Origin of the sequence: Phytoamicus setariae, assembly GCF_016722925.1 — a bacterium.
In the GTDB taxonomy this organism is placed as follows: Bacteria; Pseudomonadota; Alphaproteobacteria; order Rhizobiales; family Rhizobiaceae; genus Rhizobium_E; species Rhizobium_E setariae.
Map to the genome: position 1 here is coordinate 228750 of NZ_JAEQNC010000008.1, position 22936 is coordinate 251685.

Below are 22936 nucleotides of genomic sequence, written 5' to 3' on the forward strand. Positions count from 1 at the left end.
GTTGTTTAGCATTGTGCAAAGCTTGGTATCCGACCTGAAAGTAAGAGCGTGCCAATGCCATAATCGAGGCGCTCACAACGGCTTTTACCATCGCCTCGGGCCGTCACGTTGCGATCGGTGTGGACGAGGAGCGGTTCGTCGATCCCGCCAACCCGCAGGCCGCCGGCAATCGGCGGATTCAGCTCGTGTACATTGGACTGTTGAAGTAACGAAACGCCCGCAGGCGGGCAAACCGGGAGTGTTCCTCATGGTTCGGAAGTTCAATATTCGCATCCTTGCATTCGCAACAGGCCTGCTGTCCTGCACCGGAGTGGTGCTGGCCCAAGACGCGATCAGCACGCCAGGGCAGAAGACCATTGGCGCGACCCAAACGAAAATGATTCCCTCGCTGGCCGTTCTCAACTCGGGAGGCGCGACACTCGCCAACGGCAAGCTGACAATGACCAGCATGTCGGCCAACACAATCGTGTTTGCCGACCGCCCGGTGAGAGCGGCCGGGCATGTGCTGACCTCCGATTTCATCAAGCAGTGGGACGAGGGCAAGGACAGCTTCGCAACCGACCCGCCCAACGCAACCATCTCGGTACTGAACAGCGATGGAAAAGCGATCGAGGATGCCGTCGTCGTTTTGAACAAGCCGAAGCTTGAGGGCGGCACCCTGACATTCGACGTTGAGGTTCTGGAAGGTGAACTCACCAGCGCCAACGGCCCGGCTTCGCTCTTTATCGACTGGTTTGCAGCCCGCGGCGGAATGGGACGCGTCGGGTTCGTCGGGGGCGTCCGTGCTCCAGTGTGGCGTGGGGGCTGGTACGCGCATCCTGCCGCGGGCTACGGCGCGGCGGTGGCGGCAGGCGCCGTTATCGGAGCGGCGGCACGGCCCTACTATCCCCCGGCATGCGGTTATTATCCGTATCCGCCATGCTATTGAAACGGTGTGACCGCGATGCCGCTGGTTTGTAGCCAGGCTTCGTAGAAGTGGGAAGAAGGTGGCGGCAACCTCTGCCGCCGCCTCCGCTGATCTGAGAGGCGATGATCCGGTCGATACCTCGCAGAGCGATATCAATCCGCTGATGTTCAATGCCACGCGCACTGCCTCGTGTCTTGCGCCAGCGGACGCGCGAGTTTACTGAACTGTTGTTACATCACTCGCGTTTGCATCGGAGACGAGTTTGAAACTTGGTTTTGTAGGTACCGGTGCTATCACCGAAGCAATCATTCGCGGAGCTTTGGCGTCGGAGCTTTCCATTGAGACAATTCACATCTCGCCGCGCAATGCCGAGGTTGCCGGGCGATTGGCGCAGTGCTCAGCGCTTGTCCATGTCGGGACTGACAACCAGGCAGTCGTGGACGCCGCGGAAATCGTCTTTCTAGCAATCCGCCCGCAGATCGCCCGCGAAGTCATCGAGGCGTTGCAGTTCCGACCTGGCCAAAAAGTGGTCAGTCTGATTGCTGCCGTTGAGATCGACACGCTCCATGAGTGGATTGGTGTGCCTTTGTCGATCACTCGTGCGATCCCCCTTCCGTTTGTCGCCGACCGCAAAGGCGTAACGGCGGTGTTTCCTCCGGAGAAAGAGGTCGCTGGTTTCTTTGATGCATTGGGGAGTTCTGTCGAGGTCGCGTCCAAGCAAGAATTTGATCTTTTGGGTGCAGCAAGCGCCCTGATGGGGACCTATTTCGGAATCTTGGAAACAACGGCTCGCTGGCTGGAGCAGAAAGGCATGGCGTACGATCAGGCAAAAGCCTATCTCGCGCCACTTTTCGTCAGCCTGTCAGAGGCGGCAAGCAAGCCAGGTTCCCCGACATTCGAGCAACTGCGGCTGGAGTATTCGACCAGCGGTGGCCTTAACGAGCAGGTCCACGAGGATTTCTCTCGAGGTGGCTCTGAAGCGCTGACGACTGCGTTGAACAAGGTTCTGGCCCGCATCGAGGGTCGCTGAGACACGTGTACCCGCGTGTGGCATCACCAGCGGGTACAAAGCCTGATTTGTTCAGGGTCAGATGCCGGCGGCGGCGATGTCCGCATCCATGCGTTCGCGCGCTTTTTTCGGCATCTTGGCAGCCTTGAGGGCGGCAACGTTGGCAGGCGTATCTCCGACCACCACGAGAGCGACCATGCCCATGCCGACGTGCGGGGTGCACTTGATCGCGTATGCGCCCGCGACGTCGAAGGTGAATTTCACGGTTTCATTCATCTTGCCCTTGAATGGTGTCGCACCCTCCGGGATGAGGTCCTTGAAGGTTTCGGCATTGTGCGATTTGTCCGTGGGGATGAACGTGACGGTGTCGCCCTTGGCAACCTTCGTCAGGCTGGGTTCGAACACCATTGCTCCGTCCTTGCCCTTGTTCAGCATGTGCACTTCGAAATCGGCCGCCTGCGCTGCCGTAGCCGTGGCGGCGGCCATCGCTGCGATGCCAATCACGAGTTTCGTCAAACGATTCATTCTCTTGCTCCTTCTAAAGATCCGTACTTGATGGACATCAACTTACGCTCTTCCCGAACCGCTTCTTTGACTTTCCACAAACAAACGGTCGATGTCGGGCGGGCGTCAGATCGCCGACGCCATCAACGGATCGACGCCGAAGAAGGCGAGATGGGCGCCGACCAGCAACCAGATGACCACCGTTAAGGTTGTCAGCAAGCCGACAACGATCGGCACATCCCAGCGAAGGGAGCGCGGATTGCCGAAAACTTTGGCGAACGGTACGATGCTGGTGCCGTCGATGGCCACTGCCCAACGGCTTCTCAGTCGTTTCCTGCTTCTGCGTTCCTGCAGAACGATGCCCGCCAGCGAAAACAGTGCGAAGCCGCCGAACAGGATCAAAGACCGCAAATCGCCGTTCGGAAAGACGTGGCCGAGCGACCAGAAAAAGAAGCCCCACAGCACAGGATGACGGGTGATCCTCACGATCGCGCCAATCTCCTCTCCATCGCGCCTGAGCGTAACTGAAAAGGGGTTCACGCTGAAAAGGCCCGTCAGAACGAAGAACAGTCCCAGCGGCGCGAACACAAAGGTGATCCACGACTGCCAGGCGGATGGTTGCCAAAGTTCGATGTAGTCAGTGTTCATGGCCTCGTGGAAGAGCCAGCCGATCGCCGCCAGTGAAACCAGTGAGTAAGCAGCGAGGTAGGGCCCCCTCCCGAGCAGCCGGATAAGCCCGTTGCGCAGCCGCGGTATCGCCGGGATCGAATGCAACGCCACGAATATCAGGAATGCGAGCAACAAGCCGGACATCGTCATCAACTCCAAATGCCGGCTATTGCTGGAAGAATAGGACGCCTGCGATGACCACGGACGCGGCCACGGCGATGCCTGCGCTATAGCGTTGAAGCACTCCCATCCTGTAAAGCGCGATCGAGAAGCCCACGATGATGGGGGTGGCGACTGCTAGTCCTGTCTGGGCATCGGTCATGAGCATGCTCCTTTTCGATGCCGTTATCACCCGTTGAACCGACACGGTCTTTGTCAAAGCGCAAAGAAGTCTGTCGCGCGCCACCATAATGCTCTGATGAAAAAGGAGACAGCGCATGGCGGTGATAACGGGCGAAGGCGAAGCGAGGGGAGAAAGCGGAGACTTGATCCTGTGGATCCTGGTCTGGAGCGAACTGGCCGCTTTCGGCATCCTGATCGCAGGGTTCATGGTGATGTCCTTTCTTCACCCGGAGAGCTTCTCGATCGCCAAGCTGCACCTCGACGGACGGTTGGCGAGCCTGAACACCATCGTATTGATTGCCAGCGGTTGGTTGGCGGCCGAAGCTGCACGCGCTGTGTCGGAAAAGAAGCGCCGCATCGCCCTTATCGCTTCCGCCACGCTCGGTTTTGTCTTCGCCGCGGTGAAACTCATCGAATACCAGGGGGAGTTGCGGTTCATGGGAGACGCGACTTTCAACGCGTTCTTCGAACTTTATTTCCTGATCACCGGGTTTCATCTGGCGCACGTCGTGTTCCTGGCCCTCGTGATGTTGCTCGTCGCCCGCCGACCGGAGCGGTCCAATGTCACGCTGGTCACCACGGTCTGGCATGTGGTCGACATTGTCTGGCTGGTCATATTTCCCGTTGTCTACTTGGGGTAAGTCATGGAACGTCGTCAAACCTGGCTGCTTGGCAGCGCCATCGGACTCACGCTCGCCGCCTGCGTGGCAGCGCTGATTGCCGCCCAGTGGAAGCACGAAGCTGTGCCGGTCGCTGCGCTCGCGATCATACTGGTCTTGACCGTCGTAAAGTCGCGCATCGTCATCCTGGATTTCATGGGCTTGCGCGGCCTGCGTCCCGGATTGTCGACCGCGCTGCTCGTATGGTCGGCGTTCTTCGCTGTCGCCACCGTGGCGAAAGCGATGGTGCAGCTGTTCGCCGCCTGATGGCCCTGTCCCTTCTTGGATTTGTTTGCATTTTCACAAAGAGGGGCTCCGCGAACTGCGACAAAGCTTGGCCGGCGGCGCATGCGACGCCTTGCATAGCCTGAAACAATTCGACCCCGCCTTTGACACGGGTATCGAGAGGGAAACCAATGTCGGAACACCTGACAAAAACCGGAGCACGGAACGTCTTCTACGGCGGTTCCGCTTTCTTCTTCGCGATCTTCGTCGCGTTGACGGCGCATAGCCACTACTACATCAAAACCACCTCCACGGACGAAACCGCGCTGACGGACGCGGTCGCGCGGGGCAAGCACGTCTGGGAAAAGAACGCCTGCATCAACTGCCACACGCTGCTCGGCGAGGGAGCGTACTTCGCGCCCGAACTTGGCAATGTCTGGACCCGCATGGGCGGCGACGAAGACGTGGAGAGCACCCGCGAAACCTTCAAGGCGTGGATGGCGGCGCAGCCGTCCGGCATCGAGGGACGTCGGCAGATGCCGCAATTCCATCTGACAGGTCAGGAACTCAACGATCTCTCAGAATTCCTGCGGTGGACGAGCAAGATCAAGACCCAGAAGTGGCCGCCGAATGATGCCGGCTGATATCCAGGGGGAAGGACTACCATCATGAAATATCAAACACAGAAGGTCGCGATGCTGTATTTCTACGGCGCGCTTGGCCTTTTCGTCGCCCAAGTCCTGTTCGGCGTCCTTGCGGGCACGATCTACGTATTGCCCAACACGCTTTCCGAGCTCTTGCCGTTCAACATCGTACGCATGATCCACACCAACGCGCTGATCGTCTGGTTGCTCATGGGGTTTATGGGGACGACCTACTATCTGCTTCCTGAAGAAGCCGAGACCGAGCTCTACAGCACCAAGATAGCGATCGCACAGTTCTGGATCTTCCTGATTGCGGCTGCCATTGCCGTGGTCGGCTATCTCTTCCACATTCATGAAGGTCGAGAGTTTCTCGAGCAGCCCTTTGTCATCAAGGTCGGCATCGTCATCGTCGCCCTGATGTTCCTGTTCAACATTACCCTCACTGTCCTCAAGGGACGCAAGACGGTGGTCACGAACATCCTGATTTTCGGACTATGGGGCGTGGCGATCTTCTTCCTGTTCGCGTTCTACAATCCGTCCAATCTCGCACTCGACAAGATGTACTGGTGGTATGTCGTCCATCTCTGGGTCGAGGGCGTCTGGGAGCTGATCATGGCCTCGGTTCTGGCCTTCCTGATGATCAAGCTCAACGGCATCGATCGGGAAGTCGTCGAGAAGTGGCTTTACGTCATCGTCGGTCTGGCGCTGTTCTCGGGTATCCTTGGAACCGGCCACCACTTCTACTGGATCGGTGCGCCGGGCTACTGGCAGTGGATCGGCTCGATCTTCTCCACTCTCGAAGTCGCTCCCTTCTTCACTATGGTCGTCTTCACATTCGTGATGACCTGGAAGGCGGGTCGCAAGCATCCGAACCGTGCCGCCATTCTCTGGTCGATCGGTTGCTCGGTCATGGCTTTCTTCGGCGCGGGCGTCTGGGGCTTCCTGCACACGCTGTCGTCGGTGAACTACTACACCCACGGTACCCAGGTCACCGCAGCCCATGGCCATCTCGCGTTCTTCGGGGCCTATGTCATGCTGAACCTTGCCGCGATGGCCTATGCTGTGCCCGAAATCAGGGGTCGTGCCCCCTACAACCAGATGCTGTCGATGGTGAGCTTCTGGATCATGTGCACGGCGATGTCGGTCATGACTTTCGCGCTAACCTTCGCAGGCGTCCTCCAGGTCCATCTGCAGCGCGTGCTCGGCGAGAGCTACATGGACGTCCAGGACCAGCTGGCCATCTTCTACTGGATCAGGCTCGGTTCGGGCGTTTTCGTCCTGATCTCGACCCTGATGTTCCTCTGGGCTCTGTTCGTGCCGGGCAGGGAGCGAATCCCCAACGTCAGCTCCCTGCACGCGGCCGAATGAGCCCATGGTCCCGCCGGCTCCCGGCGGGACCGCTTTTCAGACATCAGAAGGATTGGAACCATGGCTTTACTTTCAACATCGGCCGGAAGCACCCGCTTCGACGTGCCCCCTTACGTACCCAACGGCAACGAATGCCAGCTGTTTGAAACCGCCTGGACCCGCCAACTGCCATTGCTGCTGAAAGGGCCTACCGGATGCGGCAAGACCCGCTTCGTCAGCCATATGGCGGCACGCCTCGGCTTGCAGCTTTCCACGGTATCCTGCCATGACGATCTTGCCGCGGCCGACCTGACCGGACGCTATCTGCTGAAGGGCGGCGACACCATCTGGGTGGACGGCCCGCTGACACGCGCGGTGCGCGATGGCGGCATCTGCTATCTCGACGAGATCGTCGAGGCCCGGAAGGACGTTGCGGTTGTTCTGCACCCGCTGACGGACGACCGACGGATGCTGCCGCTGGAGCGCACCGGCGAACAGATCGAAGCGCCGCCCGGCTTCATGCTGGTCGTCTCCTACAATCCCGGTTACCAGAACATCCTCAAGGCGCTGAAGCCATCCACCAAGCAGCGCTTCGTGTCCATCGAGTTCGATTTCCTGCCGAAGGCGCAGGAAGTTGCAGTCGTCTCGGTCGAGAGCGGCCTCGACGAGGCGCGGGTGGCGCCTCTCGTGGAACTGGCGAACCGCCTGCGCAAACTCAAGGGCAACGATATCGAGGAAGGTGTTTCCACGCGCCTGCTTGTCTATTGCGCGAGCCTCATCGATAGCGGCATGGACAGGCGCGAGGCTATCCGGGCGGCGATCATCGAGCCTCTCACCGACGACCCCGATGTCAAGACGGCCTTGGCCGAAGTCGCCAACGCCCTGATCGTCTGAGGCGGCCATGTTCGAATTCCTGGAACTCGAAGAAAGCGTCGGAAAATTCTGGCACCGGCTCGTCGGTACGACTTCAAGCATGCCGCGCTATGGCGAGCATCAGGTGACGTTCGAAGAGGTGAAGCCGTTCCTGGCCACCTGCTTTCGCGGTTTCGGCGGAGAGGCCACAGCCCAGCTTGGCCCGGCACATGCAAGAACCGCGACACACCGCCTGAGGCTGCGTCAGCTTGTGGGGCTGGGCGAAGAGAAGGCCGCTTGGGCGGGCAGGGACGGCGGCGCGGTGATGCTGCCGCCCCAGATCGACATCTTCCCGGACCAGGCACTGAACCGGGACCTCTATATCTGGCTCGCCGCCTTCATGGCTGCAATGCCGCTGGTGCCCGTGACGGTGGCCGATCCTCTGAACGCCGATCTCAGGGCGCTCGATGCGGCGAAAGCGAGTGTTCGCGCCGTGTTGAAGGCATTTCCCGGCCTCGACGCCAAATATACAGGCCTTTGCCGGGCGATCCTCAAGGAAAGAACGAGGGGAACTCTACCCCCTGTCGAGCGACTGGTTGAAAACCGGATCGTCGGCATGCTCTCGGAGGGGGCGGGATGGCGCGACGAGAATCCGCCGGCGATCTTCCCGAAAGGCGCCCCGGCCGGATACCAGCGAATGATGATCGTCCCCCTGTGGCCGGGCTACGAACCGCGTTCGGAAGTGTTTTCCGGCGACGGCGACGAGCATCCCGGTGATGCGTCGACAAACGCTCTCGACGGCGCGGGCAAGTTCCGGGCCGATCGTGACACCAGCCGGTCGACGGGCGAGCGCAGTCCGTTCATCCTCAATCGTTTCGAAAAGATCCTGGCGATGGCCGAGATGGTCAATGTCGATCGGCCGACGGATGACAAGGACGACGCCGACAAGGACGCGGCGCGCGATCTCGAGGAAATCAGGCTGGGGCGGAGGAAGGAGCGCCCATCCTCCAAGTTCCGTTTCGATCTCGACCTGCCGCCCGAGGCAGTCGATCCGGCCTCGATCGATGGCGAAACGACCTATCCGGAATGGAATTACCGCAAGGGCGAATACATGCCCTCCTATTGCCGGGTGATTTGCGGCATGGCGGCGATGGAGGTCGCCAGTGTCTCGCATTCGGACGAGGAGAGGGCTCTCATTCGATCTGTGCGCAAACAGTTCGAAATTCTTCGGCCAAAGCAGGAGGTGCTGAAGGGGCAGCTTGACGGCGCGGAGCTGGACCTCGGCGCCGTCGTGAGAATGCGGGCGGACCTGATGGCCGGCGGCGAAGGTTCGGACCGGATCCACATGCTGTCGCGACCCCAGGGCCATGATCTGGCCGTGACCACGCTAGTCGACGTATCCTTGTCCACCGACGCATGGTTCGATGACCACCGCGTGCTTGACGTCGAGAAACAGGCCCTGTCGGTTCTTGCCAATGGTCTGGCGGCCTGCGGAACCAATCATTCGATCCTGACCTTCACCTCGCGCCGTCGCGCCTGGGTGCGGATCGAGACGGTCAAGGCTTTCGGCGAGGAGATGAGCGGCGATGTCGAGCGGCGTATCGCGTCCCTCAAGCCCGGATACTATACCCGGATCGGTACGGCCATCCGCCATGCCGCCGCCGGACTGGCAAAACAGCCCAACCGAACCAAACTGCTGCTGGTGCTGACCGACGGCAAACCCAACGATATCGATCACTACGAGGGCCGCTTTGCCCTGGAGGACTCCCGGAAGGCGGTCATGGAAGCGCGCCGGAACGGCGTGTCCGTCTTCGCCGTGACCGTCGACAAGGATGCAAGGAGCTACCTGCCGTCCATGTTCGGCCGCAATGGCTTTGCGATCGTCGGCGATATTGCCAAGTTGCCGAGAATGCTTCCTTCCATCTATCGCAGTCTGACACGCTAAGGGGTAGAGCGTGCCGGAGAAAGGCCCGGTGGAGGTGGACCACCGGGCCTTTCGTTTTTACATATGGCGAACAGGCAGGATCTACTTTGCGCCGATATCAACCCGCCCATGCATTCCTGCTTCGTAGTGGCCTGGAATGAGGCAAGCGAAGTCAATGCTTCCCGACTGCCCGAACTTCCAGATGATCTCGCCAGAGCTTCCGGGCGCGAGACGTATGGAATTGGCATCTTCATGATGCATATCAGGAAATTCCTTCATCATTTCCCGGTGTTCTTCGAGTTCCTCGGGGCCGGCGAGGATGAATTCGTGATCCGTTTCGCCGTTGTTCCTGAGAAGCAGGCGCAGCGTCTCGCCGGCCTTCGCAGAGACGATGGCGGGCTCGAACAGCATTCCGCCTTCGGGCGTCTCCTTCATGCTGATCACCACTGTTTCGCTGACGTCCGAAGCATCGCCGGGGACCCCAAGCATGACTTCATCCTGCACGGGTGCCACGCCGTGTTGGTGATCGTGAGCGAGAGCGGTTGCGGAGAGCAGTGACAAAGCGAGTGCCGTCGTCCAAAGCTGTTTCAGCATGTCTATTCCCTTCAATTTCGATGTTCGCGATACGCCGATGACACTCAGGCGGCCTTGCTGAAGGTTCGTTGCGTATCGGCCAGATACGCGTCGAACGCAGAGGCCACTGCGCGGATCATGAACCGATTTGCCTCGTCCATCGAGATGACGCCGTCCTTCTCCGTGATGACGCCGTCCTCGACCATGGCGAAGAGTCTGGCGTTGCCTTGCAGCAGGAAATCCGGCTGGAAGCCGTGGAACACGGATATGGCCGGAACGTCGACCGCGAAGTCGCACATCAGCCTTTCGATGACATGGGCGCGCAGCCGGTCCTCGGCGGTGAGCCGATACCCCTTTGCGGTGGCAAGCGATCCCGATGCGACCCGCTTCGCGTAGAGGCCCGGAGGCACTTCGTTCTGGACGTAGCCGTCATGAAGACGCCCGATTGCCGACGCGCCGAACCCCAAAAGATTCTCGCAGTCGTCGGTGGTGTATCCCTGAAAATTCCGGCGCAGCTTCCCGGTATCCGAGGCTCTGGCCAGTTCATCATCAGGCAGCGCGAAGTGGTCGAGGCCAATACGCCGGTAGCCCGCCGCAATCAACGCTTCGGCAATCGCTTCAGCCTGCTCGTTTCGGGCCTCGGCGCCGGGCAGGGCATTCTCGTCGATCAGGCGCTGGTGCTTTTTGAAGGTTGGGATATGCGCGTATCCGAATACGGCGAAGCGGTCCGGCCGCATGACCAGAGACGCCCGGACGGTTTCGACGCAGGAATCCACTGTCTGGTGGGGGAGACCGTAGATGAGGTCGAAATTGATGCGGGCGATGCCGCTGTCGCGCAACAGACGCACGGTAAGGTCAGTGGTCTCCTCGGACTGGATGCGGTTGATTGCCTTTTGGACAACGGGGTCGAAGCTCTGGACACCGAGGCTCGCGCGGGTCACGCCCGATTCCCCCAGGGCGCTGGCCATATCGGCTGTCAAGGTTCGCGGATCGATCTCGACGGAAACGTTTGAATCCGGTCTCACAGCGAATCTCCCTCTCAGCCGTTGCATAAGCGCGGCGAACTCGTGGGGTTTGATGATGGTGGGAGTGCCCCCGCCGAAATGGATTTCCTTGACGTCGAGCGGGGAGGAGGTCGCTTGCGACACCAACTCGATCTCGCGGTGGAGGACATCGAGGTAGTCCAGGATGGGCTGGTCGCGTTCGGTAATCGTGGTATGGCACCCGCAATACCAACACATGGACCGACAGAACGGAATGTGGAGGTAGAGCGATGTGGCGCCGGCCCCAATGCCCTTGATCCAATCGACATATTCCGTCGACCCGATCGTATCCGAGAATTTCGGGGCGGTCGGGTAGCTCGTGTAGCGCGGCAGCCGCGCGTCGCCGTATTTGGTAACGAAGTCGTTTGACATCCGATTCATCCTCTTTTTTCCAGCAGACAGTATCCGTTGACGAGATGTGTCTCTTTGCCTTGGCGCAAACCAGCGCGCTGACAATTTGGAAGGTCTTTGCTCCGCGACAAAGTACCGGATGACGACGTCGCCTACCTTCGACACCATCGGCGCATAGCGCTGCGATGATTAAACGTCACAGGAGACAATATGCTCAATTCCTCCAACATCCCCGAAGTCGACGTGCGGCTGATACCCCCGCCCCATCGCCATCCGACCATATTCGGCGTCCTTACCGCGCTGGCACCGGGCGGTGCGATGCATGTGACGAGCGATCATGATCCCCGGCCGCTGCACTACCAGATCGAGACCAGATATCCCGATGAGTTCGGCTGGCTCTACCTCGAGCAGGGACCCGAGGTGTGGCGCGTGCAGATCACCCGCGCCGACAGCTCCGGCTGCGATTGCTGCTGCGGGCACTGAGGTCAACTTAGAGATGCCCGGGGCTTCGATATCGCGATGGACAATGGCCTATTTCGCGGCCTCGCTCGCCTTCTTCGTGGCGGCGCTGGCGCTGATGGGCTTCGGGTTTGGTATTCCGTTCCCGGTGATCGATGCTCCGGATACTCTCGTCGTCGTCCACTTGATTGCAGTGGGGTGGCTTGGATTGTTGTTCAGCGGTGCGCTGTTGCAATTCGTTCCGGTATTGGCGGCCACCCATTTGCGACTGCCGGGTCTTGCGGTGCCAGCTCTTGTCGCGATCGCAGCTGGACTGTCCTTGCTTCTAGCAGGCTTCCTCGTCCTGGGCGGGCATCTCGATCTCGACCCGGCAGCGATGTTTGTCGGGGGCATTCTTCTCGCCATCGGGTTCCTCTTCCTGATCACCTCGTTTGCGGCGACGATCGTTTCCCAGAAGTCATTCGCCGTCTCCGGCTCGCTTGTGCTCGCGGGGCTTTTCGCCCTTGGCGTCACCGCCGTAATGGGTGTCGTGTTTGCCGGATTGCTGTCGGGCATGGTGGAGGCGCCATTCCTGTCCTCCCTTCTGCCACTTGCCGTGCCATATCATGCCGCATCCGGCACCCTGGGCTGGATGACGCTCGCCGCCATCGGTGTCAGCTACCGTCTGTTTGCCATGTTCATGCTTTCCCCGGAAACCAAGGGTCGGGACAGGTCGATCTTTGTGCTTGCCGCCAGTGCTCTTGCAGCACTCTATCTGTCGCTGGTTGTGGTCGGCCTGGATGAACGGCTTTCGGCCGCAACGATGGCGCTCGCCATCGCCCTGGCGCTCGTGCTGATGGTTCTATATCTTCGGGATGTGGCCCTGATGTTGAAAGCCCGGCGCCGAAGGCAGCTCGAGCTCAACTCCCTGGCAGGGATGGCAGCATTGGTGTTCTTGGGCGTGGGCATGGCGTTGCTTGCGAGCAGCACTCTGTTCGGCGACCACTTGCCCCTGGGTCCGACCGCCTTCTACATACTGGGCCTGGGGTGGCTGTCCGGCCTTGGACTCGCCCAGCTCTACAAGATCGTGCCATTTCTGACATGGCTGGAGACCTATGGTGCCGTGATGGGGAGGTCGCAGGTTCCCAGGGTGCAGGATCTTGTGGATGAAAGAGGCGCAAAAGTGTGGTTCGTCGTTTACTATCTAAGCGTCTGCCTCGGGGGCGCAGCGATCCTGCTAGGGTGGGAACCGGCCTTCCGTGCGGCAAGCTGGCTGCAATGTGGGGCAGTCATAGTCCTCTCGGTAGAATATGTCCGGGCGAGGAGACTCGCCTACGCTCCGAGCCACATCAGGCTGCCCACAGGCACCGTGCGACCGTATCTCATCTGCGCCAAACCCGATTCAAAGGAGTAATCGATGGTAACCGAATTCAAAGAGTTGGATGTTCGCCCGATCCTGGCGAGTGGGGACGAGCCGTTTCAGGCAATCATGGCGGCCGTGGAGGCATTGGCTCCCGGGCAAGGCCTGACCCTTCTTGCTCCCTTCAAGCCGCAGCCGCTGTTCTCGGTCATGGAAAAAAAGGGTTTTGCCCATCAGGTCTCCGAGCTTGAGGGAGGAGACTTCGAGGTCAGGTTCCTGCCGCGCGGCACGGAGGTTCTCGCATCCGAGGATGCGCTGGCGGCCGATGTCTGGCCAGAGCCAATCCGTGAATTCGATTTTTCGGACCTTGATCCGCCGCAGCCGATGGTCCGCATCCTGTCCGAACTTGAGACGATGTCGCCGGGCGAGGTGCTGTTCGTGGTCCTGGCGCGCGAGCCGATCTTCCTTTTTCCGGAGCTGACGAAACGGGGCCACCAATGGGTAGGAAACTACGACAAAAGCGGCGCGGCATTTCGCATGATGGTGAAGCGAGGGAGTGCTGACGCGTGATGCCGGATGATGCAGGACGACTGACGAAAAGCATCCGGGAGGTCTTGCAGGATGTGATCGACCCGGAGATCGGCGGAAGCGTGGTCGACATCGGTCTCATCTACGCTGTCGAAAAGCGGGGTGAAGCCCTCCACGTGCTAATGACGACAACGACCCGTGGCTGTCCCGCCGCGCAATTCCTTGTCGACGCGGTCAAGCAGCGCATTCTTGACGCGGGCCTTGCCGACCGGGTGGAGGTCGAGTTGACCTATGATCCGCCGTGGTCTCCGGACATGATGCGCAAGTGACGGCTGCCTGCCGTTGCCGTTCCAGCCGTGGACACGTTGCTGCCAATTGTCACGTGTCGCGATCCTTCAGATTCCACAGCGTAAGCGTCGTTTTCACCCCACTCCAAGTTCGTCCAACCAATCGGCTTCGCCTCTTGGGGACGAACGATCCTCTCCCACAAGGGGAGAGGTAGGGCCCACGCGAAGCCATGGCTCATTGCGTTCGGGCTGACGGTTTCCGCCGCGCGACCAGCATCGGTCCGTATTCGATCAGGTAAAGGCCGAAGGCAGCGAGCCAAAGAATGCCGGCGACGGCGTAAATGGCTGGCGCATGATCGGGCATGAAAGCCGTCGAGGGTCGCGCAAGGGCGCATGCGAAGATGGCGGCGTAGCTGATGCATGTCGTCACCGACGCGGTGAGCTCCCGCCCGGTGTGACCGCGTGTGGCTCGTGTCATCACCGCCAGCATCATCGACGTAATCGTTCCGACCGTCAGCACGTGCAATACGGCGGTGCTTTCCATCAGGCCAAGGGCTGCGGCCGAAATCGCCGCGAATCCCGCCGGGACCAAGGCATAGGACAGATGCAGGACGACGACCAGAGGTTCCCGCCACGTGGTCCATCCCCGCCATCTCCAGAGCCGCACACCCTGCAGAAGCGCCGCGGACGCAGTGACGCCAGCAGTCAAACTACTCTCGGGCAGCACGATCCAGAGCGCGAACGCCGGAACCGACAGCAGGATCACCGTAAGGTCGAAGCCGTTGTACGGCACCGGGAAATCCGTCCGTCCGGATTTGTTGAGCCAGTTCCTGGTGAAGCTCGGCAGGATGCGTCCGCCGACGATCACGATCATCATCGTATATGCCGCAATTGCAAGCCGTTGGGAATAATCGGGTCCACTGCCTGCCAGGGTCTCATAATGGTAGCAGATGTTCGCGACGGTTAGCGCGCCCAGCCCCGCGATCACCTTCAGGTCGGCCCATTTCCGCCCGGCGACGATCTCCCTGACGCAGACGACGAGGATCGTCGGCAGGAATGCGGCCTCCACCAAAGCGGCTGGCAGGAGCCCGATCAGGTCGGTGGACACCAGGGCCAGCCGTCCCGCAAACCAAAGCAGAAACAGGACGAGGAGGGGAGGCCCGGAAACCGGTAGCCGCCCGGTCCAGTTGGGAACGGCCGTCAGGAGGAAGCCCGTCACAATGGCGGAGCCGAATCCGAAGAGCATTTCGTGGCCGTGCCACGCGCTGGCTCCGTAGTCGCCGCCGATGCCGATGAACCCCATCATCGCCATGATCCACAGGATCATGGCGAGGCAGGCACAAAGCGCGCCGCCGAGAAAAAATGGACGGAAACCATAGGAAAACAGGACCGGCCCAGTTGCGGACAGTCCTCGGGGTATCCCGCCTTTCCTGCGTGTCTGTTGAACTATCGCTTCGGTCATATCGCGCTCCTGTCATTTTGATCGAAGCATAGAGCGCATGCGCATTTTGCTCTTTGCGGAAAGGCAAGCTGCGGGTCGTCGAATTGTGGCGGAATATTGTTTTGGAACAAAGAGGGTCGGCGTCATCAGGCATACCGTCATCCTCAATGGAGCGGAGAGAGCTTCGCTCCCAATAAGGAGAAGTCAAATGACCAAGCAGTTCGAAATCACCAGACGCTCGGTTCTCGCAGGCGCGGCGTTCGCAGGTGCCTTGATGCCAGCTGTTGTCGCCACGGTCGCGAACGCGAACCAGGAAGTTAGCGCCGTCAAGCCAGCTCCAGTCGATCTGGCAGGGCTCCAGCGGGTGAAGCTGGAACTGGTAAAGCCTCCTTTTGTCCACGCGCACACCCAGAAAGCCGTGGGCGGCCCGAAAGTCTATGAAGTCACGCTGACGATCGAGGAAAAGAAGCTCGTTATCGACGACGCAGGAACGGAGGTCCATGCCATGACCTTCGACGGTTCGGTTCCCGGTCCCATGATGGTGGTCCATCAGGACGATTATGTGGAGCTCACCCTCGTCAATCCAGAGACCAACGAACTCCAGCACAATATCGACTTCCACTCGGCTACAGGGGCCCTCGGGGGCGGCGCGTTGACAGTTGTAAACCCCGGCGAAAAGGCGGTCATGCGCTTCAAGGCCACTAAGGCGGGTGTCTTTGTCTACCACTGCGCACCTCCGGGAATGGTTCCCTGGCACGTGACCTCGGGCATGAACGGCGCGATCATGGTGCTGCCGCGCGATGGCCTCAAGGACCACAAGGGCAACGAGCTGGTCTATGATCGGGCCTACTATGTGGGCGAGCAGGACTTCTATGTGCCTCGTGACGAAAAGGGCGAATACAAGAAATACGAGACCGTCGGGGATGCCTATGCCGACACTCTCGAAGTCATGAAAACGCTCACCCCGAGCCATATCGTCTTCAACGGCGCCGTCGGCGCTCTCACAGGCGCCAATGCGCTGAACGCAAAAGTCGGCGAGAAAGTGCTCATCCTGCATTCGCAGGCTAACCGCGACACTCGCCCGCATCTCATCGGCGGACATGGCGACTATGTCTGGGCCACCGGCAAATTCGCCAACCCGCCGGAGCTCGATCAGGAAACCTGGTTCATCCCCGGCGGTGCGGCGGGCGCAGCCTTCTACACGTTCCATCAGCCCGGCATCTATGCCTATGTGAACCACAATCTGATCGAAGCCTTCGAGAAGGGCGCTGCCGGTCATTTCAAGGTCGAGGGCGAATGGAACAATGATCTGATGACTGCGATCGTGTCGCCGAACAGTCATTGACGAACAAGGCCGCCTGCGCGGACACCCGCGCAGGCGGCGAATTTGGAGTTTCGTTTGGAAGGAGGCCGCCATGGCGGCCCATAACGCAAGTACCAACGCGGTATCGCTGTTTTCCTTGATGCTGCCGACAGTCGTGGCCCTCGGCTTCGCATTCGGCATTGCATCGCAACTCGGACTTGTCGGCACACCTGACGTCGACAGCAGCCTCGCTCCGCAGACGATTACCATACCAAGGCATGAGTTCTCCTATAGGGCGGACGGCGAGTTCTACAAGGACGGGTTCGCTGTCGACGCCCCCATGGTTACAGCGCGCGATCTCGGTCCGCTTGTGATCATGAAGTACCAGGTGTCGGAAGCGGAATACGCCCGGTGCGTCAATGAGAGCAAATGCGCTCCGCTGGCAGCCGCCGATGTTCACGGTGACGATAGGCCGGCCACGGGTGTGAGCTATGACGATGCGGTCAAATACGCTCTATGGCTAAGCGAGATGACGGGCGAGGTCTGGACATTACCCCGGCACGAAGAGATCGCGTATGCCGCAGCGGATCGTTTCCTGGATGATGCGCTCGGCGTTGATCCGGACAGCAGGAACCCAGCGCTGCGCTGGCTTGCCGACTACGATCGCGAGACAAGGCGCAAGGCGGAAAGCGACCCGGTGCCGAAGCCGAGGGGGCATTTCGGCGAGAACGAATACGGCTTGGCCGATTTCGCCGGCAATGTCTGGGAATGGACGTCGACCTGCCAGCGGCGGGTGGATCTGGCTGAAGCGGAAGCGCCGGTGTCGTCGGTTTCCACCTGTGGGATCTACGTGACGGTCGGCCAGCACCGCTCTCCGATGAGTTCGTTCGTGCGTGACCCGAAGACGGGCGGTTGTGCAGTCGGCGCACCACCGGCGAATCTTGGTTTCAGATTGGTCCACGACGACCGATGGATTGCCAACATGCTGATGAAGCTGCGGGACCGCGGCATAATATCCTGAGCCTGTTGCGCTAGGTCAAAATGCGGTAATGTACGGTGCGGTAACATTACTTTTGACAACGCACCGGAGGCTGACTTGAAGATCGACAAAAGCGTGGTTCGCCGTTTCTCGCTGTTCGACAAAATGCCGGATTCCGACCTCGAAGCCCTGCTTGCGCAAGCAACGCCTAGGCGGGCTGCCGCAGGGGAGGCGATGTTCGAACAGGGAGCCGAGGCGACCCACTTTTTCCTTCTGATCAACGGGCGTCTCAAGGTCACGCAAGTCACGGCCGATGGGCAACAGATCATCGTCCGCGTCGTCCATCCGGGCGATCTCTTCGGATTTGCAAGGGCCCTGCGGCGGGCTGACTATCCCGGAACGGCGCTGAGCGTGATAGAAAGCCTGGCCTTGACCTGGCCAACCGAGCTCTGGCCGCAGTTTCTCGACCGAAGTCCCTATCTGGCGGTGAGTGCTCTGAACACGATCGGACAACGGCTGGATGAGGCCCATACCCGGATTCGGGAGATGTCGACGCAGGAAGTCGAACGGCGCGTGGCGCATACCGTCTTGCGCTTGAGCCAGCAGGCCGGACGCACGGAAGATAACGGCGTTCGGATCGACTTCCCGATTACGCGTCAGGACATCGCGGAGATGACCGGGACGACACTTCACACGGTGTCCCGGATCTTGAGCGCCTGGGAGTCGAACGGCCTTGTCGAAGGGGGGCGTCAGAAACTGCTGGTACGCGACTCGGTGCGTCTTCAGGCATTGGCGGACAGTTCAGACTCTTGACAGGTGTTTATTAAACTCCTGATTGCGTGCGCCGAGAATTGCCAACATCACTTGCGACGATGCCTTGCCAGTGAACCGCGTGGTGCCGGCCTTGCGTTGTCGCTAACGCTCGAAAGGTTCGCCCAGAGAGGCGACGCCGTTCAGTTTCAGCAGGCGGCGGTCGGCCGAGATGATGCCGAGCACGATGATCGTGACGAGATAGGGCAGGCTCGACAGCAGTTGTGAGGGAACGTCCAGCCCGGTTGCCTGGGCTGCAAGCCCCATCAGTGAGACTGCGCCGAAGAGGCAGGCGCCAAGGAAAATGCGGCCGGTGAGCCACGTCCCGAAGACGACAAGCGCGATGGCGATCCAGCCGCGCCCGGCGATCATTCCGTCGGCCCACAGCGGTGTGTAGACCACTGCCGCGTAGGCGCCGGCAAAGCCTGCCATCGCACCGCCGAATGCGATGGCCAGCACCCGGACGGTGATGACGGAATAGCCGATGGCGTGAGCCGCCTTGGGATTCTCGCCGACGGCCCGTATAACGAGGCCGGTCTTGGTATAGGTAAACATCGCCCAAATGCCGAGGGTCGCGGCGAGCGAAAGCCAAACGACGATGTCCTGGATGAACAGGCCGCCGATGACAGGGATGCTCGAAAGCCCCGGAACAGCGATCTTCGAGATGCCCTGGATGGTGAGGGCCTCGTAAGGCTTGCCGAAAAGCGCGGACAGGCCTTGGCCAAGGATGCCGATCGCAAGGCCTGTCGCCACCTGGTTTGCCCGAAATCCAAGCGCGACAACGGCGAACACGAGGGAAAGGGCGGCGCTGGCAAGGCCGGCGACGACAAAGCCCAGAAGGTGTCCGCCCCCCTGATAGACGACGATAAAGGCGAGGACCGCGCCAAACGCCATCAACCCTTCGACACCGAGGTTGAGAACACCGGCCCGCTCCACCACCAGTTCGCCGAGCGCCGCGAGCAGAAACGGCGTCGCAGCCGCGAGCATGCCGGCAAAGATGAACTCTATGGCGTTCATGATGGGCTCCGATGGGCGGCGTGCGGCCATTCGAGACGGTAGCGCACGAAGGCGATGGCGATGAGGTAGGCGAGCAACAGGCTGCCCTGGAAGACGCGAACCGCGGCGATCGGCAGATTTGCCGAGACCATGGCATTGTCGCCGCCGATGTACAGAGCCGCCATGAACAGGGCGGAGACGACGATGCCGATCGGATGCAGGCCGCCGAGATAGGCGACGATGATGGCTGCATAGCCATAGCCGGTCGGAATCGAACGTTGCAACTGGCCGAGCGGACCTGCGACTTCGGCAGCGCCGGCGAGGCCGGCTGCAAAGCCGCCGATCAGTAGCGAAAGCCAGATCGCCCATCCTTCGTTGAAGCCGGCGTAACCGGCCGCGCGCGGCGCGAGACCGCCGACCTGGAGCTTGTAGCCCATGAAGCTTCGCTGCATGAAGACCCAGGCCACGACCGACAGTACCAGCGCCAGCAGAAGCGAGACGTTGACGCGCGTGCCGGGGATCAAGATCGGAACCATGGCGTCATACTGGAACATCACGGATTGGGGGAAATTGAAGCCGTTCGGGTCCTTCCAGGGGCCGAGCAGCAGGTAGTAGAGGAGTTGCGCCGCCACCAGACTCAGCATCAGCGAAACGAGGATTTCGTTGGCGTTGAGCCTGACGCGCCAGAAGGCGGTCAACGAGGCCCAGAGCGCACCGCCGACTGCGCCAGACAAAAGCATCGCGGGCCAGATCCACTGACCTGTCGCCTGCGGAAACCAGATGGGGATGGCGGAGGCGAAGATCGCGCCGAGAATAAACTGGCCCTCAGCGCCGATGTTGAAGACCTTGGCGCGAAAGCCGATCGCCAGGCCCTGCGCGATGAGGAGAAGCGGGCTCGCCTTCAACAGGACTTCCGAGAAGGACGCCCAGGAAAGGAAGGGCTCGAGAAGCATCGCATAGACGACGGCAACCGGATCGCGGCCCATCAGCATGTACAGCCCGAGATTGAGAATGATGGCCACCGCCAGCGCGACGACTGGCGCGAGCAGCATCGCCGCGAGCGAGGCGCTTTCCCGGCGTACAAGAGTGGGAATAAAGGGGATGGAGGAGGCTCTCATGCGTGGGCTTTCTCAGGCGTAGGATGCGCTCCGATCATGTATCGGCCGATCTCCTCGGGCTTCGTATCCCGCGTCACAAGCGGCGGGCTGAGGCGGCCGTGATACAGCACCTGGATGGAATCACTGAGTTCGAAAAGCTCTTCCAGTTCTTCCGAAATGACGAGGATGGCCATGCCTTCATTGCGCAGCGCGACCAGGCGGTTGCGTACGGCGGATGCGGCGCCGATATCGACACCCCAGGTCGGTTGGGCCACGAACAGCAGTTTTGGGGCCAGCATGATCTCGCGACCGACAATGAACTTCTGGAGATTGCCGCCCGACAGCGTGCCGGCTTCCGCATCCGGGCCGGGCGTGCGGACGTCGTATTGACGGATGCAGTCGTTGGTGAACGCCGTCGCCTTCGCTTTATCCACGAGACCATGCCGCAAGAGGTTGAGCGGATGGGCCGTCAGCAGGCTGTTGAGGACGAGCGACATTTCGGGTACAGCGCCGCGGCCAAGCCGGTCTTCCGGAACAAAGGCAAATCCCAGTTGCCGGCGGGCGGCGGCATCGAGCCTGCCCACGTCCTTTCCCATCATGAGAATCCGGTCGCTCTGTTCACGTCGCAGCACCGTCTCGCCTGAAATCAACGCGGCAAGCTCGCTTTGTCCATTGCCCGAAACCCCGGCTATTCCGAGTATTTCGCCGGCACGCACCTGAAGATTAATGCCGGAGAGCGGCACGGCAAAGGGATCGTCGGGCCGATAGTCGAGACCGATGATCTCCAGCCGCTTTTCCCCGCCGGAGAGCTGCACTGCGGGCATGGGGGGCGGCATGTCGCGGCCAATCATCATGCGGGCAAGGTCATGGGCATCGTGTTCGCGCGGATCCACATCGCCCGTCACACGCCCGCTGCGCAGGATGGTCGCCCGGTCGCAGATCGCCCGAATTTCCTCCAGCTTGTGGGAGATGAACAGGATGGAAACGCCCCCGTCGCGCAGGCGGCGCAAGGTGTCGAAAAGCTTGTCCACCAATTGCGGCGGCAGAACCGAAGTGGGCTCGTCGAGGATCAGCAGCTTCGGATTGGTCATCAGGCATCGGATGATTTCCACCCGCTGCCGCTCGCCGACGGACAGCGTGTGCACATGCGCCAGCGGGTCGACTTCGAGGGCAAACTCCCGTCCGAGAGTTTGGATGCGTTTCTTGAGATCGGCCTTGCTGCCCGGCACGACCAGTTGAATATTTTCCACCACCGTCAGGGTCTCGAACAGCGAGAAGTGCTGGAAAACCATGCCGATCCCCTTGCGCCTGGCCTCCGCGGGGGAGGCAAGGCTCAGGGGTTCTCCTTCCCAGATGACGCTTCCATCGTCCGGTTGCTCGACCCCGTAGATCAGCTTCATAAGTGTCGATTTACCCGCCCCGTTTTCCCCGAGGATGGCATGGATCGACTGGGGAGCGACGTCCAGATCGATTGCCTGATTGGCATGGATCTGGCCGTAGCTTTTCGAGATGCCGCGGAGCGACAGGAGCGGGGCGGTCATGGCTTACTTCGGCAGCGGCGTGGTGATGCCCTTGACATGCCAATCCATCGCAATGATCTCGGCATCGGGCATGGTTGCGCCGGAGGCCACCGCTTCACTACCGTCGGCCTTGCTGATCGGTCCGGCGAACGGCGAAGCGCTGCCGTCGGCGATCTTGGCTTCGACTTCCTTGATCTTCGCCATCGTGTCGGCCGGAATGTTTGGGTTCCAGTCAGCGACGTGGACGACCTTTTCCTTCATGCCGAGGAAGGCATTGGCACCCTTGAACGTGCCGGCGAGATGGGCATCGACCGAAGCCTTGAAGAAAGGCGACCAGTCCGTCGCGGCGCAGCCGAGATAGAACTTCGGAGCGTATTTTTTCATCGAAGAGTTGAGGTTGAGCGAGTAGACCCCAGCTTCCTCGCAGGCCGCGACGACGGACGGCGTGTCCTGCGCGTTGGAGAAGATCACGTCGCAATTCTGTGCGATCAGGGCCTTGGCGGCTTCCTGTTCCTTGGCCGGATCGAACCACGAGTTCACCCATACAACCGACACTTCGGCCTTCGGATTGACCGCCTGGGCACCCAGCGCGAAGGCGTTGACGGAGGCGATCAGTTCCGGAATGGCAAAGGCGGATACAGAACCGAGCTTGCCGGTCTTGGAGACGGCAGCGGCAGCCATGCCGAGCAGGTATGTGCCCTCGAAATTCTTGGCCGCGAAGGGCGAGAAATTCGGAGCGACCTGGTAGCCGGACGCATGCAGCACAGTGACGTTGGGGTTACGGCGGGCGATCTGCAGGGCGCCGTTCTGATAGCCGAAGGAGCCGGCGATCAGGAAGTTGTTCCCGTCTGCGACGGTTTTGGTCATGATGCGGTCGGCATCGGGGCCTTCCATGATGTTCTCGAGGACCGTGACCTTCACCTTGTCGCCGTAGGCGGCCTTGATCGGCTCGAGGCCGGCGCGAAGCGCGTGGCCCCAGCCGACGTCGCCGATCGGCGAAGGCACGACGAGCGTGATTCCGAGTGGCGTGTCGGCGGCGAATGCGGAGCGGCCGCTCATCACGGTGGCGAGGCCGGTGGCGGCAACGCCCTTCATCAGCGTTCTGCGGGTCAGGTCTTTGAGCATTTC

25 protein-coding genes are annotated in these 22936 nt (G+C 60.7%); 15 read left to right on the top strand and 10 right to left on the bottom strand.

The window, feature by feature from the left end; genetic code table 11:
- Window positions 1–247 precede the first annotated feature (247 nt).
- Window positions 248–928: a hypothetical protein gene (locus JJB09_RS16145; RefSeq protein ID WP_201660189.1), complete on the top strand. Its 681-nt coding sequence runs from the start codon at window positions 248–250 to the stop codon at window positions 926–928.
- A 241-nt stretch (window positions 929–1169) separates the two neighbouring features.
- A complete protein-coding gene (locus JJB09_RS16150; protein WP_201660192.1) occupies window positions 1170–1937 on the top strand; it encodes a pyrroline-5-carboxylate reductase in 768 nt (255 codons plus the stop codon).
- Window positions 1938–1994: 57 nt separating this feature from the next.
- On the opposite strand, the gene JJB09_RS16155 is transcribed toward JJB09_RS16150, so the two are convergent.
- The 3 genes from JJB09_RS16155 to JJB09_RS16165 form a co-directional block, all read right to left on the bottom strand.
- Entirely contained in the window at window positions 1995–2441 is a 447-nt protein-coding gene (locus JJB09_RS16155) for a pseudoazurin (protein ID WP_201660195.1), read from the bottom strand.
- Window positions 2442–2546: 105 nt separating this feature from the next.
- The gene (locus tag JJB09_RS16160; protein ID WP_201660198.1) at window positions 2547–3233 is read right to left on the bottom strand and encodes an NnrU family protein; all 687 of its coding nucleotides are present in this window, start codon (window positions 3231–3233) and stop codon (window positions 2547–2549) included.
- A gap of 22 nt (window positions 3234–3255) precedes the next feature.
- Window positions 3256–3417, bottom strand: a complete 162-nt coding sequence (locus tag JJB09_RS16165) for a hypothetical protein (protein WP_201660365.1) — start codon at window positions 3415–3417, stop codon at window positions 3256–3258.
- Between the two features lie 109 nt (window positions 3418–3526).
- Here JJB09_RS16165 and JJB09_RS16170 point away from each other — a divergent pair, with 109 nt between their 5' ends.
- From JJB09_RS16170 to JJB09_RS16195, 6 genes are all read left to right on the top strand, one after another.
- Window positions 3527–4072: a cytochrome c oxidase subunit 3 gene (locus tag JJB09_RS16170; RefSeq protein WP_201660201.1), complete on the top strand. Its 546-nt coding sequence runs from the start codon at window positions 3527–3529 to the stop codon at window positions 4070–4072.
- Between the two features lie 3 nt (window positions 4073–4075).
- On the top strand, window positions 4076–4357 hold the full coding sequence (locus JJB09_RS16175) for a cytochrome C oxidase subunit IV family protein (protein ID WP_201660204.1): 282 nt from the start codon (window positions 4076–4078) through the stop codon (window positions 4355–4357).
- A gap of 149 nt (window positions 4358–4506) precedes the next feature.
- A complete protein-coding gene (locus JJB09_RS16180; RefSeq protein ID WP_201660207.1) occupies window positions 4507–4959 on the top strand; it encodes a c-type cytochrome in 453 nt (150 codons plus the stop codon).
- A 24-nt stretch (window positions 4960–4983) separates the two neighbouring features.
- Window positions 4984–6327: a nitric-oxide reductase large subunit gene (locus JJB09_RS16185; protein WP_201660210.1), complete on the top strand. Its 1344-nt coding sequence runs from the start codon at window positions 4984–4986 to the stop codon at window positions 6325–6327.
- Window positions 6328–6387: 60 nt separating this feature from the next.
- Complete coding sequence (locus JJB09_RS16190; RefSeq protein WP_201660211.1) at window positions 6388–7200, top strand: CbbQ/NirQ/NorQ/GpvN family protein; 813 nt, start codon at window positions 6388–6390, stop codon at window positions 7198–7200.
- Window positions 7201–7207: 7 nt separating this feature from the next.
- Window positions 7208–9103 carry a nitric oxide reductase activation protein NorD gene (locus JJB09_RS16195; protein ID WP_201660214.1) on the top strand — a complete coding sequence of 632 codons (1896 nt, stop codon included), beginning with the start codon at window positions 7208–7210 and terminating at the stop codon, window positions 9101–9103.
- An 81-nt stretch (window positions 9104–9184) separates the two neighbouring features.
- On the opposite strand, the gene JJB09_RS16200 is transcribed toward JJB09_RS16195, so the two are convergent.
- Window positions 9185–9676: a cupredoxin domain-containing protein gene (locus JJB09_RS16200; RefSeq protein WP_201660216.1), complete on the bottom strand. Its 492-nt coding sequence runs from the start codon at window positions 9674–9676 to the stop codon at window positions 9185–9187.
- A 44-nt stretch (window positions 9677–9720) separates the two neighbouring features.
- A complete protein-coding gene (hemN, locus tag JJB09_RS16205; protein WP_201660219.1) occupies window positions 9721–11070 on the bottom strand; it encodes an oxygen-independent coproporphyrinogen III oxidase in 1350 nt (449 codons plus the stop codon).
- Between the two features lie 189 nt (window positions 11071–11259).
- On the opposite strand from hemN, the gene JJB09_RS16210 reads away from it, so the two are divergent.
- The 4 genes from JJB09_RS16210 to JJB09_RS16225 are packed head-to-tail and all read left to right on the top strand — an operon-like array spanning window position 11260 to window position 13704.
- Complete coding sequence (locus tag JJB09_RS16210; protein WP_201660222.1) at window positions 11260–11532, top strand: DUF2249 domain-containing protein; 273 nt, start codon at window positions 11260–11262, stop codon at window positions 11530–11532.
- 43 nt (window positions 11533–11575) lie between these two features.
- Window positions 11576–12901 (top strand): hypothetical protein, encoded by a 1326-nt coding sequence (locus tag JJB09_RS16215; RefSeq protein WP_201660224.1) that lies wholly within the window; start codon window positions 11576–11578, stop codon window positions 12899–12901.
- 3 nt (window positions 12902–12904) lie between these two features.
- A complete protein-coding gene (locus tag JJB09_RS16220; RefSeq protein ID WP_201660228.1) occupies window positions 12905–13417 on the top strand; it encodes a DUF2249 domain-containing protein in 513 nt (170 codons plus the stop codon).
- Window positions 13417–13704, top strand: a complete 288-nt coding sequence (locus JJB09_RS16225; protein WP_201660363.1) for a metal-sulfur cluster assembly factor — start codon at window positions 13417–13419, stop codon at window positions 13702–13704. Before JJB09_RS16220 ends, JJB09_RS16225 begins: the two co-directional genes overlap by 1 nt.
- A 193-nt stretch (window positions 13705–13897) precedes the next feature.
- Here the strand turns inward: JJB09_RS16225 and JJB09_RS16230 are convergent, their stop codons facing one another.
- The gene (locus JJB09_RS16230; RefSeq protein WP_201660231.1) at window positions 13898–15124 is read right to left on the bottom strand and encodes an NnrS family protein; all 1227 of its coding nucleotides are present in this window, start codon (window positions 15122–15124) and stop codon (window positions 13898–13900) included.
- 187 nt (window positions 15125–15311) lie between these two features.
- Between JJB09_RS16230 and nirK the strand changes: the two genes are divergently transcribed.
- The 3 genes from nirK to JJB09_RS16245 all read left to right on the top strand — a co-directional run bounded on the left by nirK (window position 15312) and on the right by JJB09_RS16245 (window position 18198).
- Complete coding sequence (gene nirK, locus JJB09_RS16235; RefSeq protein ID WP_201660234.1) at window positions 15312–16448, top strand: copper-containing nitrite reductase; 1137 nt, start codon at window positions 15312–15314, stop codon at window positions 16446–16448.
- A 70-nt stretch (window positions 16449–16518) separates the two neighbouring features.
- Complete coding sequence (locus JJB09_RS16240) at window positions 16519–17427, top strand: SUMF1/EgtB/PvdO family nonheme iron enzyme (protein ID WP_201660237.1); 909 nt, start codon at window positions 16519–16521, stop codon at window positions 17425–17427.
- 75 nt (window positions 17428–17502) lie between these two features.
- Window positions 17503–18198 (top strand): Crp/Fnr family transcriptional regulator, encoded by a 696-nt coding sequence (locus JJB09_RS16245; RefSeq protein ID WP_201660240.1) that lies wholly within the window; start codon window positions 17503–17505, stop codon window positions 18196–18198.
- Between the two features lie 102 nt (window positions 18199–18300).
- Here JJB09_RS16245 and JJB09_RS16250 read toward each other — a convergent pair whose 3' ends face one another.
- From JJB09_RS16250 to JJB09_RS16265, 4 genes are read right to left on the bottom strand one after another with little or no spacing between them, the layout of a single operon-like run.
- Entirely contained in the window at window positions 18301–19212 is a 912-nt protein-coding gene (locus JJB09_RS16250) for an ABC transporter permease (protein WP_201660243.1), read from the bottom strand.
- Window positions 19209–20309 carry an ABC transporter permease gene (locus JJB09_RS16255; RefSeq protein WP_201660246.1) on the bottom strand — a complete coding sequence of 367 codons (1101 nt, stop codon included), beginning with the start codon at window positions 20307–20309 and terminating at the stop codon, window positions 19209–19211. The genes JJB09_RS16250 and JJB09_RS16255 overlap by 4 nt, the downstream gene beginning before the upstream one ends.
- A complete protein-coding gene (locus JJB09_RS16260) occupies window positions 20306–21829 on the bottom strand; it encodes an ABC transporter ATP-binding protein (protein ID WP_201660249.1) in 1524 nt (507 codons plus the stop codon). Before JJB09_RS16260 ends, JJB09_RS16255 begins: the two co-directional genes overlap by 4 nt.
- 3 nt (window positions 21830–21832) lie before the next feature.
- On the bottom strand, window positions 21833–22933 hold the full coding sequence (locus tag JJB09_RS16265; RefSeq protein ID WP_201660251.1) for a BMP family ABC transporter substrate-binding protein: 1101 nt from the start codon (window positions 22931–22933) through the stop codon (window positions 21833–21835).
- Between the last annotated feature and the right edge of the window lie 3 nt (window positions 22934–22936).